The organism is Stieleria neptunia (genome assembly GCF_007754155.1).
Lineage (GTDB): Bacteria > Planctomycetota > Planctomycetia > Pirellulales > Pirellulaceae > Stieleria > Stieleria neptunia.
In genome coordinates, this window is the sequence record NZ_CP037423.1 from 5,520,062 (window position 1) to 5,544,366 (window position 24,305).

Annotated in this window: 13 protein-coding genes; 9 read left to right on the top strand and 4 right to left on the bottom strand. The window is 60.3% G+C overall.

From position 1 onward, the window contains the following. Positions 1 to 16 precede the first annotated feature (16 nt). The 4 genes from cysK (at position 17) to Enr13x_RS19140 (ending at position 7,134) form a co-directional block, all read left to right on the top strand. Positions 17 to 958: a cysteine synthase A gene (gene cysK / locus Enr13x_RS19125; RefSeq protein WP_145388548.1), complete on the top strand. Its 942-nt coding sequence runs from the start codon at positions 17 to 19 to the stop codon at positions 956 to 958. Between the two features lie 361 nt (positions 959 to 1,319). Beyond that, complete coding sequence (locus tag Enr13x_RS19130) at positions 1,320 to 2,348, top strand: DUF4261 domain-containing protein (protein ID WP_145388549.1); 1,029 nt, start codon at positions 1,320 to 1,322, stop codon at positions 2,346 to 2,348. Between the two features lie 141 nt (positions 2,349 to 2,489). Then, the gene (locus Enr13x_RS38080) at positions 2,490 to 5,438 is read left to right on the top strand and encodes a hypothetical protein (protein ID WP_197455189.1); all 2,949 of its coding nucleotides are present in this window, start codon (positions 2,490 to 2,492) and stop codon (positions 5,436 to 5,438) included. 223 nt (positions 5,439 to 5,661) lie between these two features. Then, a complete protein-coding gene (locus Enr13x_RS19140) occupies positions 5,662 to 7,134 on the top strand; it encodes a DUF3681 domain-containing protein (protein WP_145388550.1) in 1,473 nt (490 codons plus the stop codon). A gap of 44 nt (positions 7,135 to 7,178) precedes the next feature. Here the strand turns inward: Enr13x_RS19140 and Enr13x_RS19145 are convergent, their stop codons facing one another. Beyond that, positions 7,179 to 7,697 carry a hypothetical protein gene (locus tag Enr13x_RS19145; protein WP_145388551.1) on the bottom strand — a complete coding sequence of 173 codons (519 nt, stop codon included), beginning with the start codon at positions 7,695 to 7,697 and terminating at the stop codon, positions 7,179 to 7,181. Between the two features lie 117 nt (positions 7,698 to 7,814). On the opposite strand from Enr13x_RS19145, the gene Enr13x_RS19150 reads away from it, so the two are divergent. Together Enr13x_RS19150 and Enr13x_RS19155 are read left to right on the top strand one after the other, a co-directional pair. Continuing rightward, on the top strand, positions 7,815 to 9,482 hold the full coding sequence (locus Enr13x_RS19150; protein WP_145388552.1) for a 30S ribosomal protein S1: 1,668 nt from the start codon (positions 7,815 to 7,817) through the stop codon (positions 9,480 to 9,482). A 318-nt stretch (positions 9,483 to 9,800) separates the two neighbouring features. After that, on the top strand, positions 9,801 to 11,537 hold the full coding sequence (locus Enr13x_RS19155; RefSeq protein WP_145388553.1) for a proteasome accessory factor PafA2 family protein: 1,737 nt from the start codon (positions 9,801 to 9,803) through the stop codon (positions 11,535 to 11,537). Between the two features lie 17 nt (positions 11,538 to 11,554). Here the strand turns inward: Enr13x_RS19155 and Enr13x_RS19160 are convergent, their stop codons facing one another. From Enr13x_RS19160 to Enr13x_RS19170, 3 genes are all read right to left on the bottom strand, one after another. Further along, positions 11,555 to 12,928 carry a Gfo/Idh/MocA family protein gene (locus tag Enr13x_RS19160; RefSeq protein ID WP_145388554.1) on the bottom strand — a complete coding sequence of 458 codons (1,374 nt, stop codon included), beginning with the start codon at positions 12,926 to 12,928 and terminating at the stop codon, positions 11,555 to 11,557. 432 nt (positions 12,929 to 13,360) lie between these two features. Beyond that, entirely contained in the window at positions 13,361 to 14,671 is a 1,311-nt protein-coding gene (locus tag Enr13x_RS19165) for an MFS transporter (RefSeq protein WP_145388555.1), read from the bottom strand. Positions 14,672 to 14,836: 165 nt separating this feature from the next. Beyond that, positions 14,837 to 17,173, bottom strand: a complete 2,337-nt coding sequence (locus Enr13x_RS19170; protein ID WP_145388556.1) for a GMC family oxidoreductase N-terminal domain-containing protein — start codon at positions 17,171 to 17,173, stop codon at positions 14,837 to 14,839. A 268-nt stretch (positions 17,174 to 17,441) separates the two neighbouring features. On the opposite strand from Enr13x_RS19170, the gene uvrB reads away from it, so the two are divergent. The 3 genes from uvrB (at position 17,442) to Enr13x_RS38085 (ending at position 23,959) form a co-directional block, all read left to right on the top strand. After that, positions 17,442 to 19,583: an excinuclease ABC subunit UvrB gene (gene uvrB, locus Enr13x_RS19175; RefSeq protein WP_145388557.1), complete on the top strand. Its 2,142-nt coding sequence runs from the start codon at positions 17,442 to 17,444 to the stop codon at positions 19,581 to 19,583. A 596-nt stretch (positions 19,584 to 20,179) separates the two neighbouring features. After that, positions 20,180 to 22,819 carry a DNA mismatch repair protein MutS gene (gene mutS / locus Enr13x_RS19180; protein WP_145388558.1) on the top strand — a complete coding sequence of 880 codons (2,640 nt, stop codon included), beginning with the start codon at positions 20,180 to 20,182 and terminating at the stop codon, positions 22,817 to 22,819. 264 nt (positions 22,820 to 23,083) lie between these two features. Next, the gene (locus Enr13x_RS38085; RefSeq protein WP_197455190.1) at positions 23,084 to 23,959 is read left to right on the top strand and encodes a hypothetical protein; all 876 of its coding nucleotides are present in this window, start codon (positions 23,084 to 23,086) and stop codon (positions 23,957 to 23,959) included. The last annotated feature ends 346 nt before the right edge of the window (positions 23,960 to 24,305 follow it).

Consider the following 24,305-nt stretch of genomic DNA (forward strand, 5'->3'; position numbering starts at 1 on the left):
CCAGGGAGGAATGAACATGCCACGTGGAAAGACTTACCCAGACGCGACGAAAGCGATCGGCGATACCCCGATGATCCAAGTGAATCGCTTGGTGCCCGAGGGCGGCGCCAGCGTGTTCGCAAAGTGCGAATTCTTTCAGCCGCTCAACAGCGTCAAGGATCGGATCGGCGTTGCGATGATCGAAGCCGGCGAAAAAGACGGCACGATCACCGCGGCCACCCATGTGATCGAACCGACCAGCGGCAACACCGGCATCGCGCTGGCGTTCGTCTGCGCGGCGAAGGGGTACAAACTGACGTTGACGATGCCCGAGTCGATGTCGGTCGAACGCCGTGCGTTGCTCCGCGCGATGGGAGCCAACCTGGTGCTGACGCCCGCCGGAGATGGGATGAAGGGGGCGATCAACAAAGCCGCCGAATTGGTTTCCCAAGACGAAACCGCCTTCATGCCCCAACAGTTCGAAAATCCCGCCAACCCGGCGATCCACGAAGCGACCACGGGGCCGGAGATCTGGGAAGACAGCGGACACCAGATCGACGCGATCGTGGCCGGCGTCGGCACCGGCGGAACGATCACCGGTGTCGCCCGCTACTTGAAACAGAAAAACCCCGACTTCAAAGCGATCGCCGTCGAACCGGTGCATTCGCCGGTCATCAGCGGCGGCTCGCCCGGAAAGCACCGGATCCAAGGCATCGGTGCCGGGTTCATCCCGAAAAATCTGGACACCAGCATCATCGATGATGTGGTCCAGGTCGACGACGAAGACGCGTTCGCCTGGGGACGACGACTGGCCAAAGAAGAAGGCATCGTCGGTGGAATCAGCAGCGGGGCCAACATGTGGGCCGCTGCCCAAGTCGCCGCACGCCCGGAAATGAAAGGCAAGCGGATCGTGACGATCATGTGCAGCTTGGGAGAACGCTACTTGAGCACTCCGCTGTTCGGCGACCTGGGCTTGTAGGACTCTGTTTGTAGGATTCTGTTTGTAGGATCTCAGCCTGTCTTTTCAACATCGACAGGCTGGAAGCCTATCCCACTTCGTTTCCGTGCGTTGCTGAGCTGGGCCGGACGGGCCCGGCTGCTCACGCGGTCCCGGACAATCCCGGCCGTGATTCGATTCCATCAAGACGCCATCACGCCACCGCCCGTCGACGGCCCGGAAACGCCCACGATCGGCTGTGAGCCGTCTTTTTCTCACCCTGCTTGGCGATCGGCGATCCTTTGGACTCGTCGAAGGCGGCTTGATGCGGTAAGAATCACCCCTCGGCGACCCTCTTTGTCGCCGTTTTTTCATTGTGGCAGAAGAGCGATTGCAGGCGATCATGGCAAAGGGTTTGTTCACTCAAGGGATGTGCGTGTTGCTGCGAAGCCCCGTCGGGATGGCTGAGCTGCAGGACAAGCTCTCGTCGTTTGACATGATTGGTGTCCAGGAATCGGCCATGGATGGTGCGTCTCCGGAAACCCTGGTGATGAGTTTTCGGCCCGAGGTGGGGGGCCACCTGTTGGTCACGCCCTCGACGGAAAGGTGGCCTGATCAGATGGGAGATCCGGACACCTCTCCCGACGTCTTCGTCGCCTGGTCGCTGGGACAATTCGGGCCGCTGGCGTTCCCGGGATGTTTGGAGCGGGCTGCGGAACAGTCCTGGGGCTGGGAAGATGGCGAAGACGTTCCCCAACAACACACCTCCCACATTCGTCTGCTGATCAGCTACGTGTTGGGGGCCGACGAATCGGAATCGGAGGAAGATGACTCCGACGACGTGGTGCTGATCCCGGATGACTACGATCCGATCGCAGAACTCCGTTTCTTGACCAAGGCCGTTTCGGCGCTGCTGGAACTGCCCCAGGCGATCTGCTATTTCAATCCGGGCGGCGAAGTCCTGCGGGATCAAAATGGGCTGCGACAAGGACTCAATTACGCCTGGAACTACGAATTGCCGCCCCTGGACATGTGGACCAACGTGCGACTGTTTCGCGTCGATGAATCCTGGGCCTTGATGGACACGGTCGGCATGGGGCAACTGGATATGCCCGATATGGAAGCCGTCTATGACACCGATCGCTACGAACCGGCCGAAGTCGAGCGGTTCTTACGCAATGCGTCGCTGTATCTGATGAGCACCGACGAGGAATTCGAAGACGGGGACGTCGCCGATGGGCCCGGTGACCTCAGCTGGAACGCCATCGAATGCGAAGAAAGTCTTTCGGATCCGCCGCGGGAAACGATTCGCTGGTTCCCCGACGACGGCTCTGATCCGCCCGAGGCGCTGATGCGGCGAACCGGGGACGATGAAGACGATCCGTATGACGAGGAGCCGGAAGATCTGGATGACGAGGCGTTTGAGCTTTAGCTCAGATCCGGACCGGTGAAACTTTCGCTTTGCGCGCCGAATCGGCCCCCAGATCCACAAACCAATCTTGGGCTGTACCGCGCCAGATTGCTAGACTCGGCGATCCAGTTCGCCTAGCCGTCTTGCTATCAAAGCTCCGCGATGACGCTGTCGGGCCAATGCCCAGCCTGCCGTACGACGCTCGCTTTCACCGAAGCGTCGCTCGTCGCTGCGCTTCCCGATGGGAATGCACTGTCTCCCGATGCGAATGCACTGCCGCCGGGAACGCCAACCCTGCGTTGTCAGTGCGACGCGACGTTGATCGCCACGGACCTGTCGTCGGTCACAGAGATTGCGACCGAGTGTGTCGAGTGTGGCAGCAAATACGTCGTCGATCGATCGGGCGCCGGTGTCGAATTGCCCTGCCGGTGCGGGGCCATCGTCAAAGTCCCGACGGCAATCCTCACGGAAGTCTCCGTGGGGCAGAGCGAGAGTCCAGTTCCCCCCGAACCATCGAACGTTGATTCCGCCCCACGTGTCGACGAGCCCCCCCGAACCGCAGTCCCGCTGCCGATCGTGGCGTTTCCCGATCTGTACCAGCTGCAGCTTCCGGAGGTCGACGCGTCCGAACCGATTGATGCGGAACCCGCTTCGCTACCGCAATCCGCCGAAGCGTGTGCGATCGAATTGCCGATCGTGGCGTTTCCCGATCTGTATCAGCTGCAGGCTCCGGAGATCGATGCGTCCGTACAGATCGATGCGGAAGCCGCTTCGTTACCGGAATCCGCCGAAGCGTGTGCGATCGAATTGCCGATCGTGGCGTTTCCCGATCTGTACCAGCTGCAGGCTCCGGAGATCGACGCGTTCGAACAGATCGATGCGGATGCCGCTACGCTTCCGAAATCCGCCGAAGCGAGTGCCATCGAGTTACCGATCGTGGCGTTTCCCGATCTGTATCGGCTGCAGGCTCCGGAGATCGATGCGTCCGTACAGATCGATGCGGAAGCCGCTTCGTTACCGCAATCCGCCGAAGCGTGTGCGATCGAATTGCCGATCGTGGCGTTTCCCGATCTGTATCAGCTGCAGGCTCCGGAGATCGATGCGTCCGTACAGATCGATGCGGAAGCCGCTTCGTTACCGCAATCCGCCGAAGCGTGTGCGATCGAATTGCCGATCGTGGCGTTTCCCGATCTGTATCAGCTGCAGGCTCCGGAGATCAATGCGTCCGTACAGATCGATGCGGAAGCCGCTTCGCTACCGCAATCCGCCGAAGCGAGTGCCATCGAGTTACCGATCGTGGCGTTTCCTGATCTGTACCAGCTGCAGGCTCCGGCGGTCGATGCGTCCGAAGCGATCGATGCGGATCCCGCTTCGCTACCGAAATCCGCCGAAGCGTGTGCGATCGCATTGCCGATCGTGGCGTTTCCCGATCTGTACCAGCTGCAGCTTCCGGAGGTCGATGCGTCCAAACAGATCGATCCGGAAGCCGCTTCGATAGCGGAATCCGCCGAAGCGTGTGCGATCAAATTGCCGATCGTGGCGTTTCCTGATCTGTACCAGCTGCAGGCTCCGGCGGTCGATGCAGGACTGGTCCGTTCAACCGAAGACGAAGAGCCGGAAATGCAGCTGTCTGATGAGACGCAGGATCGGGAACCGCAGGTGGGAGCGGCGACGCCAGAGTCAGCAACAGAGTCAGCGCCAGAGTCAGCGCCAGAGTCAGCGCCAGAGTCAGCGCCAGAGTCAGCGCCAGAGTCAGCGCCAGAGTCAGCGCCAGAGTCAGCAACAGAGTCAGCCATGGTGTCCTGTCCCGGTTGCAAGCGGGAATATTCCGTCACGCGAGCGGACATGGGGCAAACGGCAGAATGCAACTGTGGTTTCGTGTTTGTGATGCAAGAGCATGTCGATGCGTTGGATTCGGCGTTTTGCACCGACCTGATGCCTTTCCAACCCTTGGCGATTGATCGCACCGGGACTCGTGTGGCGGTCAGTGACGTCACGATGGCCGAGCCTACCGAGCAGCGGTCGCGCGGGAGACAGCCTGATGCGGCCATAATCGAGGGCCGGCACCGCCAGTCCAACTTCGCGGGGAATTTCGTCATGGTTGCGATCGGATTCCTGTTGATGACGACGGCCATCGGATTCGTCTACCGCGATCGCTTGGGGATCCGACGCCTGGCCTCGGTCAACGTCGCCCAGCCCTCCAAACGCGGCGGTCCGATACCGATCCCACCGGCCGGCCCCCCGGCTTCCACAACGAACGAGTCCCCCGGGGACAGACCCCAGGCGACCGGGGACAGACCCCAGGCGACCGGGGACAGACCCCAGGCGACCGGGGACAGACCCCAGGCGACCGGGGACAGACCCCAGGCGACCGGGGACAGACCCCAGGTGATCGGGGACAGACCCCAGGTGACCGGGGACAGACCCCAGGTGACCGGGGACAGACCCCAGGTGACCGGGGACAGACCCCAGGTGACCGGGGACAGACCCCAGGTGACCGGGGACAGACCCCAGGTGACCGGGGACAGACCCCAGGTGACCCAGGTGATCGGGGACAGACCCCAGGTGACCGGGGACAGACCCCAGGTGATCGGGGACAGACCCCAGGCGACCGGGGACAGACCCCAGGTGATCGGGGACGGAGCAGCTGGCGCTGTGCAGGATGCGTTGTCGCCGAAGGTGAACTCGGCCGAACGGATGCGACAGCCGTCGTTGAAGCTCTCTGAATTCCTGCGATCCGTCTATTTGCAAGCACGGCAACTCGATTCCGACGAGACGCTCGGCAAGGAGGCATTGTTCCACTTCAGCGAAACGGTGAACCAGTTGGACGCAACAGGTGTTCAGTTCTCGGTTGACGACCTGTTTTGGCTGGCCGAAACCTGGGAAGGGTTCGGCAAACGCGCCTCCAACGGTGACCTCGAATCAAAGTGTTATTGGCAGGCCGCGGGAGCGTTCGCAGTGGCGCAGACACTACCGACCATCAGTCCGCACGATCGAATGACCGCCGATCGCCGACAACGCGAGCTGTCTGAAAAATCCCGTCGAGTGCTGCGTTTGGCGGCCCAGCCGAACGACACGCCGGCACCGACGAGCAGACCTCGCAGTCTGTAGGTGTCGGAACCGATCCCTGCGGCTCACGTCAACAAGCTTCTCGGCATGCGTCTCTGATTCACGAAGCGTTTCGCCGACCATTTCCGCTCGAATGGCTTGTGAACGCCGCTGATGAAAAATCCTTTCTCGATGGGCTCGTCAGGCGAGATTTCGCCGCCGAACACGTGCGGCTTCGTGGTATAAAAGGGGCTCTCCAAACCTCCTCTTCTGTTTTATTCCTGCGATGCCGATTCCCGATCCCGCGGACCTGAATGCGTTGTACCAAGAGTGGCTGGAAATTCCGGCGGACCGATTGCCTCCGAATCACTATGCCCTGTTGGGCCTCTACGACTTCGAGTCCGACGAGACGTTGATCGAATCGGCAGCGAAGTCGCGGAGTGCCTATCTGCATCAGATCGCGGCCGGTCCGCGGCGAAAGATCGTCCAGGAAATGCTGGGCCAGGTGGCGATTGCCCGGCGCACGTTGCTGAGCGGCGAATCACGATCGGCGTATGACGAATCCTTGCGATCGGGCGCCGCGACCAACGCGACACCCGGGGCTTCGACGCCGGTCGCGATCGAACCAGCCGCTGCGGTCGCATCCGAATCGTCGCAGCGCCGCGAGTCGACGGTGCCGCGGCCACGGACAAAGGCGAGCGACTGGAAATACCACGGGATCAGTGCGGCGGTCTTGTTGACGGTTGTGGCAATCGTTTTTTGGGTCAATCGAAATCCCGGCGGCAGGCGTGCGGCCGAAGCGCGTCCGTCGCAACGGGAGTCACCGGTCCGTGAATCCTCGTTGACCACGACCGCCACGAACGATGTCGCCGATCAGGACCAGAAGTCGGGTTCCGGCGGGCGAGAGGGGACGGCGAGGCGGACGAGAAAGGCGAGCCAACAAGCCACGCGTTCTGGTGTGTCGGTCCCCAGGAGCCGATCTCCGATTGCGAAACGACGAGAGACGGGCAGCGGGCTCGGGGCGGGCCTCGGTGACAAGTTTGGCGAAGTGCTTTCGGACATCGCCAAGCAACCGGAGGAACGCGCGATGCCGTCCGAAGCAACGCCGCGCAGTCCCGGAGAATTTCGGCCGCTGGGCGGTTTGTCGATCGGGCCTGGAAAGAAACTCACCGAGTCCTCCGAGGCGCTCATGTCGCTTCAGGGACTCAGCCCAGTCGACGCGTTCCCGGCACAGTTGGCCGATCGCTTCGAATCGGAGCAGGGTTTTGACTGGTTCGAAACGACCGACGGAGAACTCCGTTTGAAGTCGATCAAGGGTCCGCAGTCCTACCAGCTGTCCGACAAGCAATTCAAGCTGACCGCCGGGTCGGCGCTGGCACTCACCTCCTCGCTATCGGCAGGGATGCCGGGGGGAACACAGGTCGGTTTCGAAGTCGACGGGATTCGGATCGGGCTGCGATCGGTCAAGCAAGGCGTTGAAGTGTTCGCCCGCGACCGTGGCGAGGCGTCTCGCCGCGATCCGGTGGACAAACTCACGACGTCCGACACAACCACAACGCTATCGGTTTGGCGAGATGCCAAGCAGCCCGATACGCTGCAGTGGTTTGTCGACTCGGGCGACCGGATTCAGACGGGAACGATCGGGGTGACGTCGATCGGCGAATCGCCCACGGTCGGCATCTTTGTGTCGGTCTCCAAGACGGCTGCGAAACGTCCGCTGACGTTGAGCGGTTTGAAAACCCGTTCGGGTCAGCCCTAGAACGCCATGTTTGCGGCACGCCGCGACGATGAAGATCGTGATGGCTATTGCACCAGATACATCATCAATGCTTGCCATTCGATCCACTGCGAAGCGACGCATTGGTCGACCGCTTCGTCGGATCCGCCGGCGAGAGCTTGCTGACACTGATCGACAAACTCGAACGGGTCGGCGTAGTGACCGTCGGTTTCGGTGTTGATTTGATCGAACACGCAATGCGAGCCGACTCGGCGGAACCAGTATTTCGAATTGCCGAAATCGCCCTCACGCCGATGCATGATGCCGTGCAGGAAACTGCCTTCGGGGCTACCGAGGTCTTGGCTGATCGAATGGCTACGGTGAATGTCACCGGCGACGAGCCACAATCCGCTCATCACTTCCATCTGACGCGCGGCGGGGACATCGATCAAATGATCGCCGATTCCACCGGACAATAGCGTCAACAGGGGTTTCTGCAGCGTACCATCCCCGAGCGGGGGCAGCGGTGCGGCCTGGATCGCGGATTGAAGTTCGGTTGAGAAGGACTGACTGAGCGATTGAGCAAAATCGGTAAATTCGGGCATCTGGCGTTGTTCTCCATCAGAAGCGGACAAACCTGGGGTGAAGACTACCGACAATGTTTTCGGGGTGCTAGACTGCCGGATCGACCCCATTCACTTTTCCCCACGTCGATTGTTTCGATGAGCAACGAACCACAGCCTGTGACGGACGAACCTGCCACCGACATTGCCTCCACGCCGGCCGAACCGGCGGCGCCACCCGCAGCTTCGGCGCCGGCTGAATCGCCCGCCGAGGCCACCGCGCCCGCCGAAGCAACCGCACCCGCCGAAGCGACCGCACCCGCCGAGGCGACCGCACCCGCCGAGGCGACCGCACCCACCGAGGCAGGCCAACCGGCCCGCGGCGGTTCGGGACCGCTCGCCTCCCGGGGCTTGGGGATCGCCAAGCCGGCCTCTCCGAGCGTGTCGACCGAGCAACTCGAAGCGGTGGAAAAGAAAGCCGGCAAACCGAACAAGAAGAAAAAGCCGCCTCGACCGCGGATCACGGGTGACAAAGAAACGCCCGCCGCCGCGGCTCCGGCGTCCCAGAAACCGCAGCGTGTCGCCGTACCCTCCTTGCGTGCCGGCCTGAGCGACGACCTGCAGGCGGAACTGGACGCAGAGCTGGCCGCTGCGGACATCGAATCGATGTTGAGTGGTTCGGCGGGCATGTCGGATCGCAAAGAAGCCTTGGCCGAGGGCACACGGATCTCGGGACAGGTGCTGAAGATCCACCAAGACAGCGTGTACATCGCGCTGGGCGGCCCCGACGAGGGGGTGATTCCGTTTGAGCAATTTAAAGACGTCGAACCGGCCGTGGGCAGTGCCGTGGAAGTCATGGTGCGTGGATTCAACCGCGACGATGGCTTGTACATGTGCTCGTTGCCGGGATCGACGATCGACGTCGCCGACTGGAGCGATTTGGAAGAGGGCTCGGTCGTGGAAGCCGTCGTGACCGGTCACAACACCGGTGGCTTGGAGTGCAAGGTCGGGGGCGTTCGTGGTTTCATGCCGATCAGCCAGATCGCCGAATACCGCGTGGAAGACGCCAGCGAATTCGTCGACCAGAAATTTGTGTGTCTGGTCACCGAGGCCAATGAGCGTCGCGGTAATTTGGTGCTCAGCCGTCGGGCGATCTTGGAACGCGAACGCGAACAAAAACGCGCCGAGCAACTCGCCGAAATCGAACCCGGCGATGTGATGGAAGGCGTGGTTCGCAGCGTCAAGGATTTCGGCGCCTTTGTCGATCTCGGCGCACTCGACGGGTTGATCCACGTCAGCAAGCTCAGCTGGGATCGCGTCAAGCATCCCAGTGAGGTGTTGGAAGTCGGCCAAAAGGTGAAGGTCAAACTGGAATCGGTCAACAAGGAAACCGGTAAGATCTCGCTGTCCTATCGCGACCTGTTGGAAAATCCTTGGGACACCGCCGAAGCGGAATTCGCGATCGGCAGCGTTCACAAGGGCACGGTTTCGCGGATCGCGTCGTTCGGCTGTTTCGTCCGCTTGACGGCCGGCGTCGAAGGCTTGGTGCACGTCAGCGAACTCGCGCACCATCGAGTTTCCAAAGTCGATGCGTTTGTCAGCGAAGGCCAAGAAGTCGACGTGAAGATCCTGTCGTTCGACCGCGACAGCCAAAAGATCGGGTTGTCGATCAAAGCGGCACAACAGATCGCCGAGGATTCCAAACCGAAGCAAGAAGAGGTCGAGGAACCCCAACGCGAAGTGGCCGTTAAACCCACTCACGAAGGGCCGCTCAAGGGCGGGAACAACCGTGACACCGGCGGCGAACGATTCGGTCTTCGCTGGTAAAGCGCAAGACCGCTAGTGCTTTGTCAGCTTTCAATTTTCGAGCCTGCGTTTGTCGAGCGGAAAAGGGGTCAGGCACCAAAAACCCAATGGCCCGCAGGGTGCTTCGCATTTTTGGTACCTGACCCCTTTTCCGCGGTACCCTAAGAATAAAAGTTGACGAAGCACTAGCCGATGGTTCGGTTGCGACAAACGCCTGGAAGCGCCCCCCCCCGTCCAGCAGGCGGCTTCTCGTTCGCGCCGGGATCTCCAATCCGTTACAATCATGCCGTGGCAATCGACGGGCAATTGCCGATGCGTTACCTCGGCTGGGAGTGATTGGTGAAGGCATCCTCTTCTCGTCGGCGCGTCCCGGCGCGACGACTGGTGTCGCGACTGCTGGGAATGGAAACCGAGTATGCGACGCTGATTTTGAACCAGCCCCAGCGGATCACGGCGGATCTGCCGAGTTCCACAGAGATCTACACCCAGATCTGCGCGGCGATCGGTCGCAATCAGCCCACCGTCCCCGGTGTCTTTGATCGAGACCAGATGTTTCTGGCCAGCGGTGGTGCGGTGACGTTTGAAACGCATCCTTCACTGCACGCACTGCCAGGTGGCTTGATCGAAATCGCGACACCGGAAGTGACCAGCCCGGATGAATTGCTCGCTTGCCAATGCTCCATTGATGAACTGGTTGCCGGCGCAGCGGAAGAGGCGGCCGGGCAATGGGACGTGCGGATTTTGAAGAACAGCACCGACGCGTTGGGTCACGTTTACGGTTGCCAAGAGAACTATGAAGCGGTCGTGGCCAGCGGCGTTTGGCTTTGCGTTTACCGCTTCTGCATCGCGTTGTTGTGGATGCTTCAACTGATCAGCGTGGTGATCTCGTTGCCGGTGCTTGCGTGCGCGTTTGCGTTTATCTTCCTGATTCGGTTTCGACGGAAACCAACGCTCGATGCAGACGAACCGTCGGCCGCCCCGGATGCATCGGGAAACGCTCCATCGGCCGCCATCCTGTTTGAAACATTGCCGACTTGGGCCAAGGCGATGTTCATGGGGTTACTCCGCGGCATCCATCTGCCGACCGTGATCGTGTTGCGGTTTGTCGTCCGCCACGTTGCGTTTCGAAGGCAGCGAAAGTACTTGACCGCACTGCTGGTTTCCCGCGTCGCACTCTGCGGCGCCGGAGATTTGGATGAAGACGGATGTTATCGGCTGAGTCCCAAAGCGATGGCAATCGATGTGGTTGCAGACATGGGCGGTTATCGCGGTGAACGACCGATTTATGTTTACGGCCATTGGCTGGCACAATTTTGCGAGCGATCGTTTCTGTCATTGGGATCGACCAAGGCGATGTTCGCCCGGCGGCAACGATTTCAGATCGGATTATCCGATTCCAATCTTTCCGAGTTGGCCGAGTACGTGAAATTCGGTTCGGTCTCGTTGGTGTTGGACATGATTGAATCCGGAGCGACGAACGAGTTTGTCACGATTTCGCGTCCGATCACTGCCTTGCACGACATCGCCTCGGACTGGAATCTGGTGCGTCGTGTGATGACCAGTCGCGGTCGGTTGAGCGCCCTGGAAATTCAACGCCGATATCTCAAAGCCGCAAAACGGTTTGTCGACGAGACCCCGATTCGCGATCGGGGCGAAGCCGCGTTGGTCATCGAGCGTTGGTCGGATCTGGTCAACGTCGTTTCCGCATTTCGGCGTGACTCGCGGAACGTGACGCCGGCGCTGGGCCGAGTGGATTGGTTGAGCAAACGATGGATGATTGATCAACTAGGGCAAGGGGCTCAGTGGCTGGAGAGAAAGAAGACCGACTTGCGGTACCACGAGTTGTCGCCGGACGGCTATTTCCAAAAGCTCGCCGCGACCAATCCATCGCTGGCGTTGATCGCGTTGGAACGCATCGAGCGACGACGCCGCTCGCCGCCGGCAGATTCACCGGCGGCCAAACGCGGCTGGTTGATTCGCGAGTTTGCCGACAGCGGCGACACCGTCACCGCCGAATGGAGCTACGCGATGCTGCGGGCGGGCGGCGAAACGAAGCGAATCGATTTCAACGCCTGACGCCTTCTCGGCGGGGATCAGCCGACGGTCGAGAAATCTCGCGACTTGCGGCCGAGAAGCTTGTTGGCTTCATCATCGCCGACGAACACTTCTTGCTTGGGATCCCAAGTCAGCTCGCGACCGGTCATCAAGGCGATGTTGCACAGGTGACAGGAGGTCATCGTGCGGTGATGGGACCAGACGTCCGAGATCGGTTTGCCGCGATCGCCGATGCACTCAAAGAAGTTACCCATGTGGCTGCCGGGCGTCTTGCCGTTGCACAGTTCGACGATGTAGTCATTCAGCTCGGCTTTGTCGCTGTCGGTCAAGTTGTCGACGGGCGAACCTTGCAGTTTTCCACGGTTGACGAAGATCCGTCCCTTGTCGCCTTCGAACAGGATCCCATTGGGAAAATCAACGTTTTCACCGTCACGTTTGTAGTGGTCGTTTACGCTGATCAGCGAGCCGTTGTCGTACTTCAAATCGATGCTGAATTTGGTCGCGGTGTTGTACGCGTTGGGCAACGCGATGTCGCCATCCAGGAAAGCGGCCCAATCCAAATCGCTGGGAACCGATTCGGGGAATTGGCCGGTCCCTTTGATTCGCGTCGGTCCGTCTTCTCCCGGCGCCAGAGCCCACTGCGCGATGTCGATGTGGTGGGCGCCCCAGTCGGTCATCTTGCCGCCGGAGTACTCGAAGTACCACCGGAACATCCGTCGTCGCTCTTCGCAGTACTCCGCGTCCGGTGCCGGCCCGACCCACAGGTTCCAGTCCAAATCGTCGGGGGCGTCGGTGGATTCGAACGGGCCGTCCCCCGGAGCACCGCCGATGGCGACATAGGCGTTGACGTTGTCGCCGAGTCGTCCGGTGTGCACCATGGCGATCGCCATCAAGAACAGGTTCTTGTTGCTGCGTTGTTGTGTCCCGACCTGAAACACGCGACCGGTTTCTTCAACGACCGCGCGAATCTGTTTGCCTTCGTCGATCGTCAACGTGAGCGGTTTTTCACAGTACACGTCTGCGCCGCTGCGGAGTGCCGCAATCGCGATCGGGACGTGCCAATGGTCGGGCGTCCCGATGGTCACGACTTGGGGCTTTTCCTTTTCCAGCATCTCGCGATAGTCGCGGTACTTGGCCAGTTTGCCGCCGAACGCTTGATTGAATTCTTCGGTGTGGCGATCATCGACGTCACAGACCGCGATCATCTCGGCGAACTTCGCCGCCTGGCGGGCAATCTGACCGCCTCGATTGTAGCGTCCCCGCGAACCGCCGACGCCGATCGATGCCAGACGCAACTTGGAGGAACTGTCTTGGGCGACCACCGGTGCTTCGAAGGGCAGCCCGGCAACCGTTGCGGCGGCGGCCGAACCAGCGGCGGCGGTTTGGATGAATTGACGACGGTTCGTTGACATGTCAGAAATCCGTTGGGAACAAGGAGGGGGGGTGGAAGGGAAATGGATCGGAAGCCCAATAGAATAGTCGATCCCCAACGCGCCGGGGGCGGCGGAGGCTGGCAGGATGTTCCTCAATCCGCGCGAGGATGTTAGCCCAATGCCACTTACTTTGACGCCAAGCGGGGTGTTTTTTTGTTAGCGGCAGGGCGCGAGCCCTCCGGTTTTCCGGGTGTTTTTGAAGCGCGACCGGAGGGCTCGCGGGCTGTCGGTTTTGTGAGCCGCGACGCGTAAGCGGCCGGGCACTCCAACGTTGCCCGAGGCCTTACGGCCAACGGCTCACCATTAACGCAGCAGACCCCGACTAAATCGACAGCCCGCTCGCGCCCTGCCGCTAAAAAATTGCGTCACAGCGTTGCGTCTGGCCCCTTGCTGACGCATGCGGGCTTCGACTCAACGGGCCGTCACCGGCTGGGGTGGGCGGATGAACCAGGCCGCGATCGCCAGCGGCATCATGGCCGCCGCGAAGCAGAGAATCGCTTGGTCATAGCTGCCCGTGGCATCGTTGACCCAACCCATGATCAACGGACCGCAACCACTGCCGGCGACGGTGCCACACCAAACCGCTCCACGAATGCTGCCCAAGTGTTGGCGACCATAATAACGCACCCAGGCAACACCACTGACCGAGATCAGCATCCCTTGACCGCCGCCGAACAGACCCGCAAATACCTGGGCGCCACGCACCGAAGGATCCAGATACAGCCAGATCAACGAACCGGCGACCATTGCGGTGCCCAGCCCGAGCAATCGGTTCAGTTTCAAAAAATCCGCCAGCACGCCTCCGCCCAGTTGCATCGCCAGCATCGTCATGCCGAGGATTTTGAACAATCCGCTGGCGGTGTCCGACGGCATCTCGCGCTGCTCGCACAGTGTGAACAAATAAAACAAAACACCGGTACCGGCCATCGCCCAAATCACGTTGGACAGGCCGAGAATGTGGTACGACCCCGTCCGCGCCGCCTGAGCCAGGCTGAGCGACTCGGGGTCCTCTTCAATCTCCGCTTCGGTTTCCAGCTCGACTTCCATTGAATCAGACGTCTCGGTGGCGTGCCCGAGTGACAAGCGGCCGGCATGTCCATCGACGAACTGCCCGAGGTCTTCCGGCCGATTGCGATAGAGCAACAGGACCAGCGGTAGCAGCGTCAGGACGAGCACGGCCGCCAGCGACTGATACGTCGACCGCCATCCGATCGCTTCGATGGCACTCGCAAGCCAATCGGGAACCCACGCAAACGCGACCGCCGAACCGATGCTGAGCACCGCCGAGACGCGTCCGATGCGGTTGCGAAACCACATCGCCGTCGTGTTGCCGGACAACAGTGTCAGCGAGCCTTGACCGAGAAAACGCAGCAAAAAGAACGCGGCCAGCAAACCATAAAACCCGCTGACGCTGGACGCGAACAGGCAAGCCAGCGCCAGGCCGACGATGACGATCGACGCGACGCGTTTCAGTCCGTGGCGATCGGCCGCGGGGCCGACAAACGTCAACGGAACGGCCGCAAACAGTGTGCCCAACATGTACGCCAAACCGAGCCGGCTTTGCGTCAAGTCCAAACTGGCCAGCAGCGACGGGGTGAAAGCGCTGACCGCAAACGTCTGCCCCGGGCTGGTCCCCAGCTGCATCAACATCGCGATCGGCAGCATCAAATAGCCATAAAAAAATGGCAAGCGTCGCGCGAGTCGGTCGGAAAGAGAATTCATAGAAAGGCTTCACGATGGAACATCTTGAATGCCATGATCAGCCGTGGGGTAAGCATCTTGCTCGCCATCCCCCGTGGGGTAAGCATCTTGCTTGCCATCCCCAGCCGCCGCGCATTCGCAATGCCGGAAGCTTACGCCACTTTGCCGCGGTGGCAAAGCACTCGTTCAGGCCGTCCGCCGGATCACCTGTTCGGCTGCGACCGTGGCCAGGGCCTTGAGCGTCAGCTGCGGATTGATTTCACAACCTGCCGGAAAGAGGGACGCATCGGCGACGGCCAGGTTCGCAACTTGCCGGCCACCATCCGTTTTGACAAGGAAGGATTGCGGATCGACCACGTCTCCGATCGACGCGCCACCTTGGCCGTGTGTGGTCAACAGATTGATGAACGCCGGACCGCGTCGTCGGATCTCGCTGATGGCCCAATCCAAATCGTTCATGTCACGAATCCGCAACGGGCGTCCGCCCCGCAGCATCATCGCCTTGGTCGGCAGATGCAACGTGACTCCGTCATCGGGCGTGGCGGCGGCGAAATAGATCCTTGCGATTCGCCGGATGCCCAGCAACAGAATTTCAAATTCGTCACAGTCCAGCGACAGGTTGATGTTCCCGCAGGCGTCGATCGAATTGCACGGTCTGACTTGAGTCGGCACGACGATGCCGGCCATCGAAAGGTGATTGAACCGGCGCATCGTGCAAGCGAATTCCTGGAACCATCCGGTCAATGCCAGCGCGACGGTGCCGGGAAAATGGAACCAGTTTTCCAGCGTCGGCTCTTCCACGATCCGGCCGTCTCGTTCGACCATCCGCCGGTCCACCAGGAAACACTGCGTGACACCGGGTTCGGGGCGTTCGGAGTCGGACGGCCAAATCGGTTTGTCAAACATCGCATACACCGCCGTGCCGACGTTTGCGGTGAATCGTTGTCCGAGGTGTCGGTTCCGATAGCCGGCGGATTTCAAACCCTGGGCGATCAACTTGGTCGTCGGGCCGATTCCGGCGGCAACGACGTATTGGTCTGCGGTGACCGTCGCGCGGGTGCGACAGCCGTCGTGTTCAACACGCGTGACATCGACGCCCGTGACAACGGGTTGGCCGGTGTCATCGGCCTGGACACGAATCTGTGTCGCTTCGGTCCGATAAGAAACCCGCGCGGGCTCGGGGTTGTGCATCGCTTGGACGAGGAAACTATTGGCGCCACCCGGAGCGTACGGATGCAGCCCGCCGATGTGATCGCCGAAGCTATCGACCGAGTTGTCGCTTCCACATCCCAAACATTGCGTGCGCATGGCGACCGGCAACGGCTGAACTTCTTCACCGATCGCTCGGCAGCCTTCGGCGAAGCGCATGCTGCGGTCGCTGATTTGCGATTCGGTGACCTCCGTGTTGACGCCGAGTTCCTGGTTGATGCCCTCCATCAGCTGCGCGAGCTGATCGTAGCCGAGTCCCTCTGGTTGTCGCCCGGCCCACTTCGTTTCGTAGATCTCCCGCGAAATCGGCAGGTGAATGGCGTTGTTCACGTACGGCCCGCCGCCGAAGACCTTGGCCTGGCAGACGTTGATGGTTTGTCGTGGCGGGATTTTTTTTCGCAGGTGGGGCAGAACCAATTCCATTTTGGAATCGACATTGCCAAGCCCGCCACTGATCTGGCCGCCGGCGTCTTTGTAGAGTCGGGCGAGCACTTCATCACTTCGCGGCGGTGCCAACCGCACGTTTCCGTCAGAGTCGCGAACGCGTTGAACCAGCGCATCGGGGCTGACGAAATCCCCGCAATCCAAAATCAAGACCTTTCGGCCTTGCGCCGTCAATCGTGTGGCCGCGGTCGCGCCGCCGGCGCCGCTGCCGATGATGACGACATCGTAGTGCCGGCCCAGGTCGGCCAACGGGGGCGCAGGCAATGAGACCAGATTCGAAACGCTTTCGCATTTTTTGCTCCAGCCCAATCCGATCAGCCGGCGGCCGGGACCGCGTGAGTGAATCACCAATCGCCCCAGCATCGCCAATCCGCTGACCGCCATGTGCAACAGGTGATCTTCGTCCCACACGATCAACGGCGGTGCCCCGGGTCGGCGTGGGGTTTCACCTTGATTGAGAACCCGTCGCACTCCCTCGGGCGTGTGGTGTTTCAACCGCTTCGCGGTGTGTTTGACGCTGTAGACATCCAGCCACAGCAGCGCGACGCTGATCCCCAACTGCATCCGGTGGGGCAGGTGATCGGCGTACCGCAGCAAATCCTTGGCGACCTGACAGGCGCTGTCGCCTTGGCGTCCGCACCACAGCGCGTCGATTTGCGCGGCCATGATGGCCACAAGGGTGTCGAAACGCTTTTCGCGAATCGTGTTCATCGGACAATCTTGCTTCGGTTTTCCTCCCCAATTGAACAGGCTCAACGGAAAGACGCCGGCTGCCAGGGCTGCCTGGCCGAAATGCCGGCGTTGGATTTCGCTCGCCAATGCGGTGGAGCCGAGTTCCGACAGATTGTCCAGCGAAGACCAATCGTCCATACAGACCCTTCCTTGGTCCTTGGTTTGTTTCCGAATCGATTGCTTCAGCCGGGGGAAACAACCTGTTTTCGCTCGTCATCGTCGTCGTCGATTTCATTTTCGAGCCAAATTGTCGCGGCGCCGCGTCGATCCGGCAGAACGGCGCTGCAGTAGCGATCTTGCCGATTACAACGCCCCCCTGGTTGATGTGGCCTTGGGTCGTCTCCCCGTCTGGGTGATAATTCGACGTGAAACGACCCCTTTGGCGACAACCCCGGTGACGATCAGGATGGACGAACAAACAGAACTGCAGACCGCCGCAGAGCTGCCCCGCGCCGAGTTTCACCTCAACCAGCCTTTTCCTCCGGCCGGTGACCAGCCTGCGGCGATCGAGCAGCTGACCAAGGGGTTCAATTCCGGGGCGTCGGCCCAGGTATTACTCGGTGCGACCGGAACCGGGAAAACCTTCTCCATGGCCAACGTGATCGCCAACGTCGGCCGCCCGGCGCTGGTGCTCAGCCACAACAAGACGCTGGCCGCCCAACTGTACAGCGAGTTCAAGGAGTTCTTTCCCGAGAACGCGGTTCATTATTTCGTCAGCTACTACGATTATTATCAACCCGAAGCCTACATCCCCCAGCGCGACGTCTATATCGAAAAAGACGCCTCGATCAACGAAGAAATCGATCGACTGCGATTGGCCACCACCAGCAGCCTGGTCAGCCGACGCGACGTCGTGATCGTCGCCTCGGTCAGCAGCATCTATGGCCTGGGGTCACCCGAGGACTACAAACAACTGGTCGTCAGTCTGACGCGGGGCGAATCGATTCGCCGCGATCATTTGCTGTTGAAACTGGTCGACGTGTTGTACGAACGCAATGACATGGCGTTTGAACGCGGCAAGTTTCGTGTGCGTGGCGACAGCATCGAACTGTGGCCCAGTTACGAAGAGTTCGCGTATCGGATCGAGATGTGGGGGGACCAGATCGAGCAGATTTCGATCATCAAACCCGTCTCCGGCGAAACCGTCAAAACGCTCTCGCAAGTTTTCGTCTACCCGGCGAAACACTTTGTGATGCCCGACGACCGCATCAAACGGGCGATCAGCGTGATCCGCGCGGAACTGAAACATCAATTGGAATTGTTTCAAAAGCAAGGCAAGTTGCTCGAAGCGCAGCGTCTGTCCGCCCGAACGCGATTTGATCTAGAGATGCTGGCCGAAGTGGGCCATTGCCCCGGCATCGAAAACTACTCGCGTCCACTGTCGGGAAAAGAACCGGGTTCGTCGCCGGACACGTTGTACGAATTCTTTCCCGATGACTTCATCACCTTCGTCGACGAATCCCACGTCACCGTGCCCCAGGTCCGCGCGATGTACGCCGGCGATCGCAGCAGAAAGCTGACGCTGGTCGATCACGGGTTTCGGCTACCGAGCGCGCTGGACAACCGGCCGCTGAAGTTCGAGGAGTGGGAAGAACGGACCGGTCAGATCTGTTTCGTCAGTGCGACACCAAGCGATTACGAATTGGAACGCACCGGGGGCGAGGTGGTCGAACAAATCATTCGCCCGACGGGACTGTTGGATCCGGAGGTCGAAGTCGTTTCGGCGCGCGGGCAAGTCAATCACTTGATCAACGAAATTCGCATCCGTGCCGAACGAGACGAGCGGGTGCTGGTCACTGCGTTGACGAAACGGTTGGCCGAGGACTTGGCGAACTTTTTCCAAGAACAAAACGTTCGCTGTCGTTGGCTGCACAGCGAACTCAATGCATTCGAGCGTGTGGATCTGTTGCAAGAGTTACGGGCCGGGCATTTTGATTGTCTCGTCGGCGTCAACCTGCTTCGCGAAGGCTTGGACCTGCCGGAAGTCTCCTTGGTCGCGATTCTGGACGCCGACAAAGAAGGTTTTTTGCGCAGCGAAACGAGCTTGATTCAAACCATCGGCCGGGCGGCTCGCAACGCCAACAGCAAAGTGATCTTGTATGCCGACAAGGTGACCGAGTCGATGCGATTGGCGATCGGTGAAACCGAACGGCGCCGCGCGATTCAACAGGCGTACAACGAAGAACACGGGATCACGCCCGAAACGGTGCGGAAGAAGATCAAAGCGGGAATCGAGACCGACGCGGCCAAGCGACGAAAAACGATCGCCAAGGCGCAAGAGGAATCCGAAACGACCTACATCACGCTCGAATTCGTCGAAGCGCTCGAGCGAGAAATGTTATCGGCGGCGGAGGACTTGGAGTTTGAGCGCGCCGCACAGCTGCGGGACCGAGTCTTGCAGCTGAAAGAAAACATCGGCAAACCGTTGGCGGAAGTCGAAGAGGACAAGCCGTCCAGTGCGACGGGTCGACAAAGTCAACGCGGACGACGCAAGGGGACCAAGGGGACCGGCGGCCGCAGCAAGATCCCTCGCCCCAAACGCGGTTGAGGGGCTGGCCCGACTTATTCCCTGGCAGAGCCAGGGAACAAGACGAAGTCACCCTCCTGGCAGGAGGGTCGAGCGAAGCGAGGGGAGGTCGACCGGTGAATCACGGCGTTCACTTCACTCTAGATGGGCGACCCAAGCAACAACCCTCCCCGCTCCGAGCGTAAACTCCTCCGCGACCCTCCCTTCAAAGGGAGGGTTTCGTCACTTCTTCACTCGCGAGGCGGAGCCTCTGCGACCTCGTGTTCCCTGGCAGAGCCAGGGAACAAGGCGACGGCAGGGCGCAAGCGGGGTGTCGATTGAGTGAGCCGCGACGCGTAAGCGGCCGGGCATCCAGGCGCGCGCCCGAGGCCTTACGGCCAGCGGCTCACCATTGCCTCGACCCATTCCACTCAATCGACAGCCACAAGCTCTCCGGTTCCTTGTTATTGCCAACACACCGGCCCGCTCGCGCCCTGCCGCTAAAAGATCGTTCACGGCGCCCCTGTCCCGCAGAGTTTCGCTGACCGGAATCCGGGTGGCGTGTCACGGGGGAAACGTCGCGAAGTTTGCCGCTGGCAGGCTGTTAATCGACGTCCCCGACGGGTACGATTTCCGCCATGACTCCGATGATGAAACAGTACCACGAGGCGAAGGCGGCTTGCGGCGACGCATTGCTGCTTTTTCGCATGGGCGACTTCTATGAACTATTTTTGGAGGATGCCAAGACGGCCGCTCGTGTCCTCGGGCTGACCCTGACCAGCCGCGACAAAGATAGTGCCAATCCGACGGCGATGGCGGGGTTCCCCCATCACCAGCTCGATTCGTACCTCTGCAAATTGATCCAAGCGGGATTCCGCGCCGCGGTTTGTGAACAGGTTGAAGACCCCAAACAAGCCAAGGGGCTGGTCAAACGAGAAATCACCCGCCTGGTCAGCGCAGGCACCCTGACCGATGACGATCTGCTGGATCCGCGGGAAGCAAATTATTTGGCCGCGGTGGTGTTGCACACGCCACGAAAAGGCAAGAAGCAAACCGATGAGCCGGTCGCGGGAATCGCTTGGGCGGAATTGTCCAGCGGGCGGTTCTGCGCTGGAGTGTTCCCGATGTCACGGGTCGAAGACGAATTGGCGCGGATCGGTCCGGCGGAGGTGATTTACCGAGAAGACGACGCCAAATTCTCGCCGGATTCGACCGCCCCTTGGTCCTGGACGGCGCGGCCGGCATGGAGCTTTGCCGAAGACGCCTCGGTCGAGTTGCTGTGCAAGCAGTTTTCGGTCGGTTCGCTCGAAGGGTTCGGCTTTCGTGACGATGACACCGCGGCGATTCGGGCGGCCGGCGCGGCACTGACCTATCTGCAAGAAACCCAACCCGGCGGGCTGGATCATTTTCGATCGATTTCGGCGCATCACCGCAGCGGCGTGCTGGAAATCGATGCATCGACGCGACGAAGTCTGGAGATCACTCGCACACTGCGAACGTCGTCACGTGCCGGATCACTGGTCGATGCCATCGATTTAACTTGCACGTCGGCCGGGTCGCGGATGCTGGCCGATTGGATCGCCGCGCCACTGGTCGATCTTGATGCGATCTGCCTGCGACACGATGCAGTCGAAGAGTTCTTTTCCCAGGCGTCCCTCCGCACCGAAGTGCGTTCGATCCTGAAACAGACCTATGACATCACCCGACTGTTGGCGCGAATCGCCACCGGTCGGACGGGGCCGCGGGATCTGCAGCAAGTCTCACGAACGCTGGCCGGATTGCCGACGTTGAAAGCCAAGCTGGCCGGACGGACTCCCAAGCGGATCGTGCACCTGGAATCGCATTTGCATCTGTGCCCCGAGCTGCGCAGTGAACTGGAATCGGCGTTGGCCGATGAGTGCCCGCTCAACGCCGCCGACGGAAACTTCGTCCGCAAGGGATTCGACCCCGAACTCGATTCGCTGCGCGAGTTGGCTGCAGGCGGAAAACAATGGATTCTGGAATACCAACAGCGTCAGATGGACGTGACCGGCATTCCCAACTTGAAAGTCGGCTACAACAAGGTCTTCGGGTATTACTTAGAAGTCACCAACGCCCACAAGGACAAGGTGCCCGATGATTTCATTCGCAAACAAACGCTGAAGAACTGCGAGCGTTACATCACGCCGGAGTTGAAAGAGTACGAAGAGAAAGTCCTGGCCGCAGATGAAAAAGCCGCAGCGCGGGAACAATTGATCTTCCACAACTTGCGGACGCGAACCCACCATCATTTGGCGACGTTGCAGGAAGTCGCCGTTGCGATGGCGGAGTTGGATGTCCTGGCGGCCCTGGCCGAACTGGCGGCACAGCGAAATTGGGTGCGTCCGGAGATGACCGACGATTCGGTGTTGCGAATCGAAGCGGGCCGGCACCCGGTGTTGGATGTGACGTTACCCCAGGGCGAATTTGTCCCCAACGACTGTGTCCACGCGCCCGAGACCGGGATGATCCTGCTGATCACCGGTCCCAACATGTCGGGCAAGAGCACCTACATCCGCCAAGTCGCCTTGATCACCTTGTTGGCCCAGGCCGGGTCCTATGTCCCCGCCGAATCCGCCTTGATCGGGATCGCCGACCGGATCTTTGCACGCGTGGGCGCCAGCGATGAACTGAGCCGTGGGCAGAGTACGTTCATGGTCGAAATGGTCGAAACGGCGCGGATTCTCAACACCGCCACGTCTCGATCGCTGGTGATCCTGGACGAAATCGGCCGCGGAACGAGCACCTATGATGGGCTTTCGCTGGCCTGGGCGATCACCGAGCACTTGCACGAGCAGATCGGTTGCCGGACGCTGTTTGCCACCCACTACCACGAACTGACTCAGTTGGAAGAGTCGCTTCCGCGGGTGTCGAATTTGAACGTGGCCGTCAAAGAATGGAATGACGAAGTTGTGTTTTTGCACCGGATCATTCCCGGCGGCGCGGACAAGAGTTATGGGATCCACGTCGCCCGGCTGGCCGGCGTGCCCAGCGAGGTCAACGAGCGTGCCAAAGACGTGCTGGCGCAATTGGAAATCGACCACCGAGACGCGCTCGACCGGCCCTCGATCGCTCCGCCCCAAGGACACAGCGACCGCAGCGGCGGGTCTTACCAGTTGACGCTGTTCGGATTTTCCGACCATCCGGTGCTCAGTCAGGTGCAACGTCTGGACCTGAATTCGATGACTCCGATCGACGCGATGCAATTTTTGCAGCGGGCCCAGCGTGAATTGCGGAGCAATCCGGTGGTGAAGCCGTAGCAGCGAAGCTCGCACTGGCCGGAAGTTTCTGGCCGCACGTTTCGGGACGCATCGTTTTTTGCCTCTCTTTTTTGGCAAAAAACTCGATCTTTCGTGAAACCCTGCCGCATCGGCGTGGTTTGAACAGGGTAACTCTCGACGAAATCCATCGATCGCCTCGGCGGTTATCGGAAAAACGTCGCGGGGCGGTGTACGGCTTCAATGCACGGCGGAACTCCTCCGCAGCCAACTTCTCTTTCTGTTAATTTCTGGGAATCGAAATCAATGAAGATCACAAGCGGCCCAATGGCCCTGTTGTTCGCGGCAATCTTGGCGATGGTCGCCACGGATGTAATGGCTCAACGCGGTGGCGGTGGCCGACCGGGGGGTGGGGGCGGCCGTCCGGGCGGCGGCGGATTTCGTGGCGGCCCTGGCGGGGGCGGTGGCTTCGGCGGACGCGGAGGCGGAGGCGGTTCTATCCTGGGACTGTTGCAAGTCAAAGAAGTCCAAGAAGAAATCGAGTTGATGCCCGACCAGGAAGAGGCCGTCAAGAAGGTCGCCGAGGGCCGCGAACGCGTCGAATTCCCACGCGATTTTGATCGTGAAAATCGCGACAGCGAAGAAAATGTCGCCAAACTGCAGGCGTACATGAAAAAGGTCGCCGAAGGGGAAAAGAAAATCCGCGAGCAACTCGAAGAGGTGTTGTTGCCAGAGCAAATGGAACGGCTGCAACAAATCGAGGTCCAGCAGATGCGAGCCGGCGCGCTGATGAATGAGCGTGTCGCGACCGAATTGAAACTGACGGCCAGCCAGAAAGAACAACTGACCAAGAAATCCGAAGAAGCACGCGAAGAAATGATGGGCAAGATGCGTGAGTTGTTCCAAGGCGGTGACCGCGAAAACATGCGGGAAAAGATGGAAGAAGCTCAAAAGGATATGGAAGTCAAACTGGTCAGCGTGCTGACCAGTGAGCAGAAAAAAGACTTCGAAGAAATGAAGGGCGAACCGTTTGAAATGCCGGCACAGCAAGGTCGTGGCGGATTCGGCGGCCGCGGCGGAGCGGGCGGCCCCGGTGGTCGTGGCGGCCCCGGCGGACAAAGAGGCGGAGACCGCGGTGGACGCGGAGGACGTGGAGGCCAGCGCCCCGATTCCGAAGAGTAGACCGATCGCAACGAGACGAGTTCGCTGCTCGAATTGAAACGTCGACTGCAGCGAAGCGCTCCGCTGCACCGACCAGGGACAGGTTCTCCACGTGGGAATCTGTCCCGTTTTTTTTCAGGTTTCAGGTTTCAGGTTTCAGGTTTCAGGTTTCAGGTTTCAGGTTTCAGGTTTGAGTTCCAACAACTTGGAACTTGGAACTTGGAACTTGGAACTTGGAACTTGGAACTTGGAACTTGGAACTTGGAACTTGGAACTTGGAACTTGGAACTTTCGACAGAAGGATTACAACCGGTACACCTTCGTTGCGTTTCCGCATCATACGAGGTTGCATTTTCGCATCATCGCT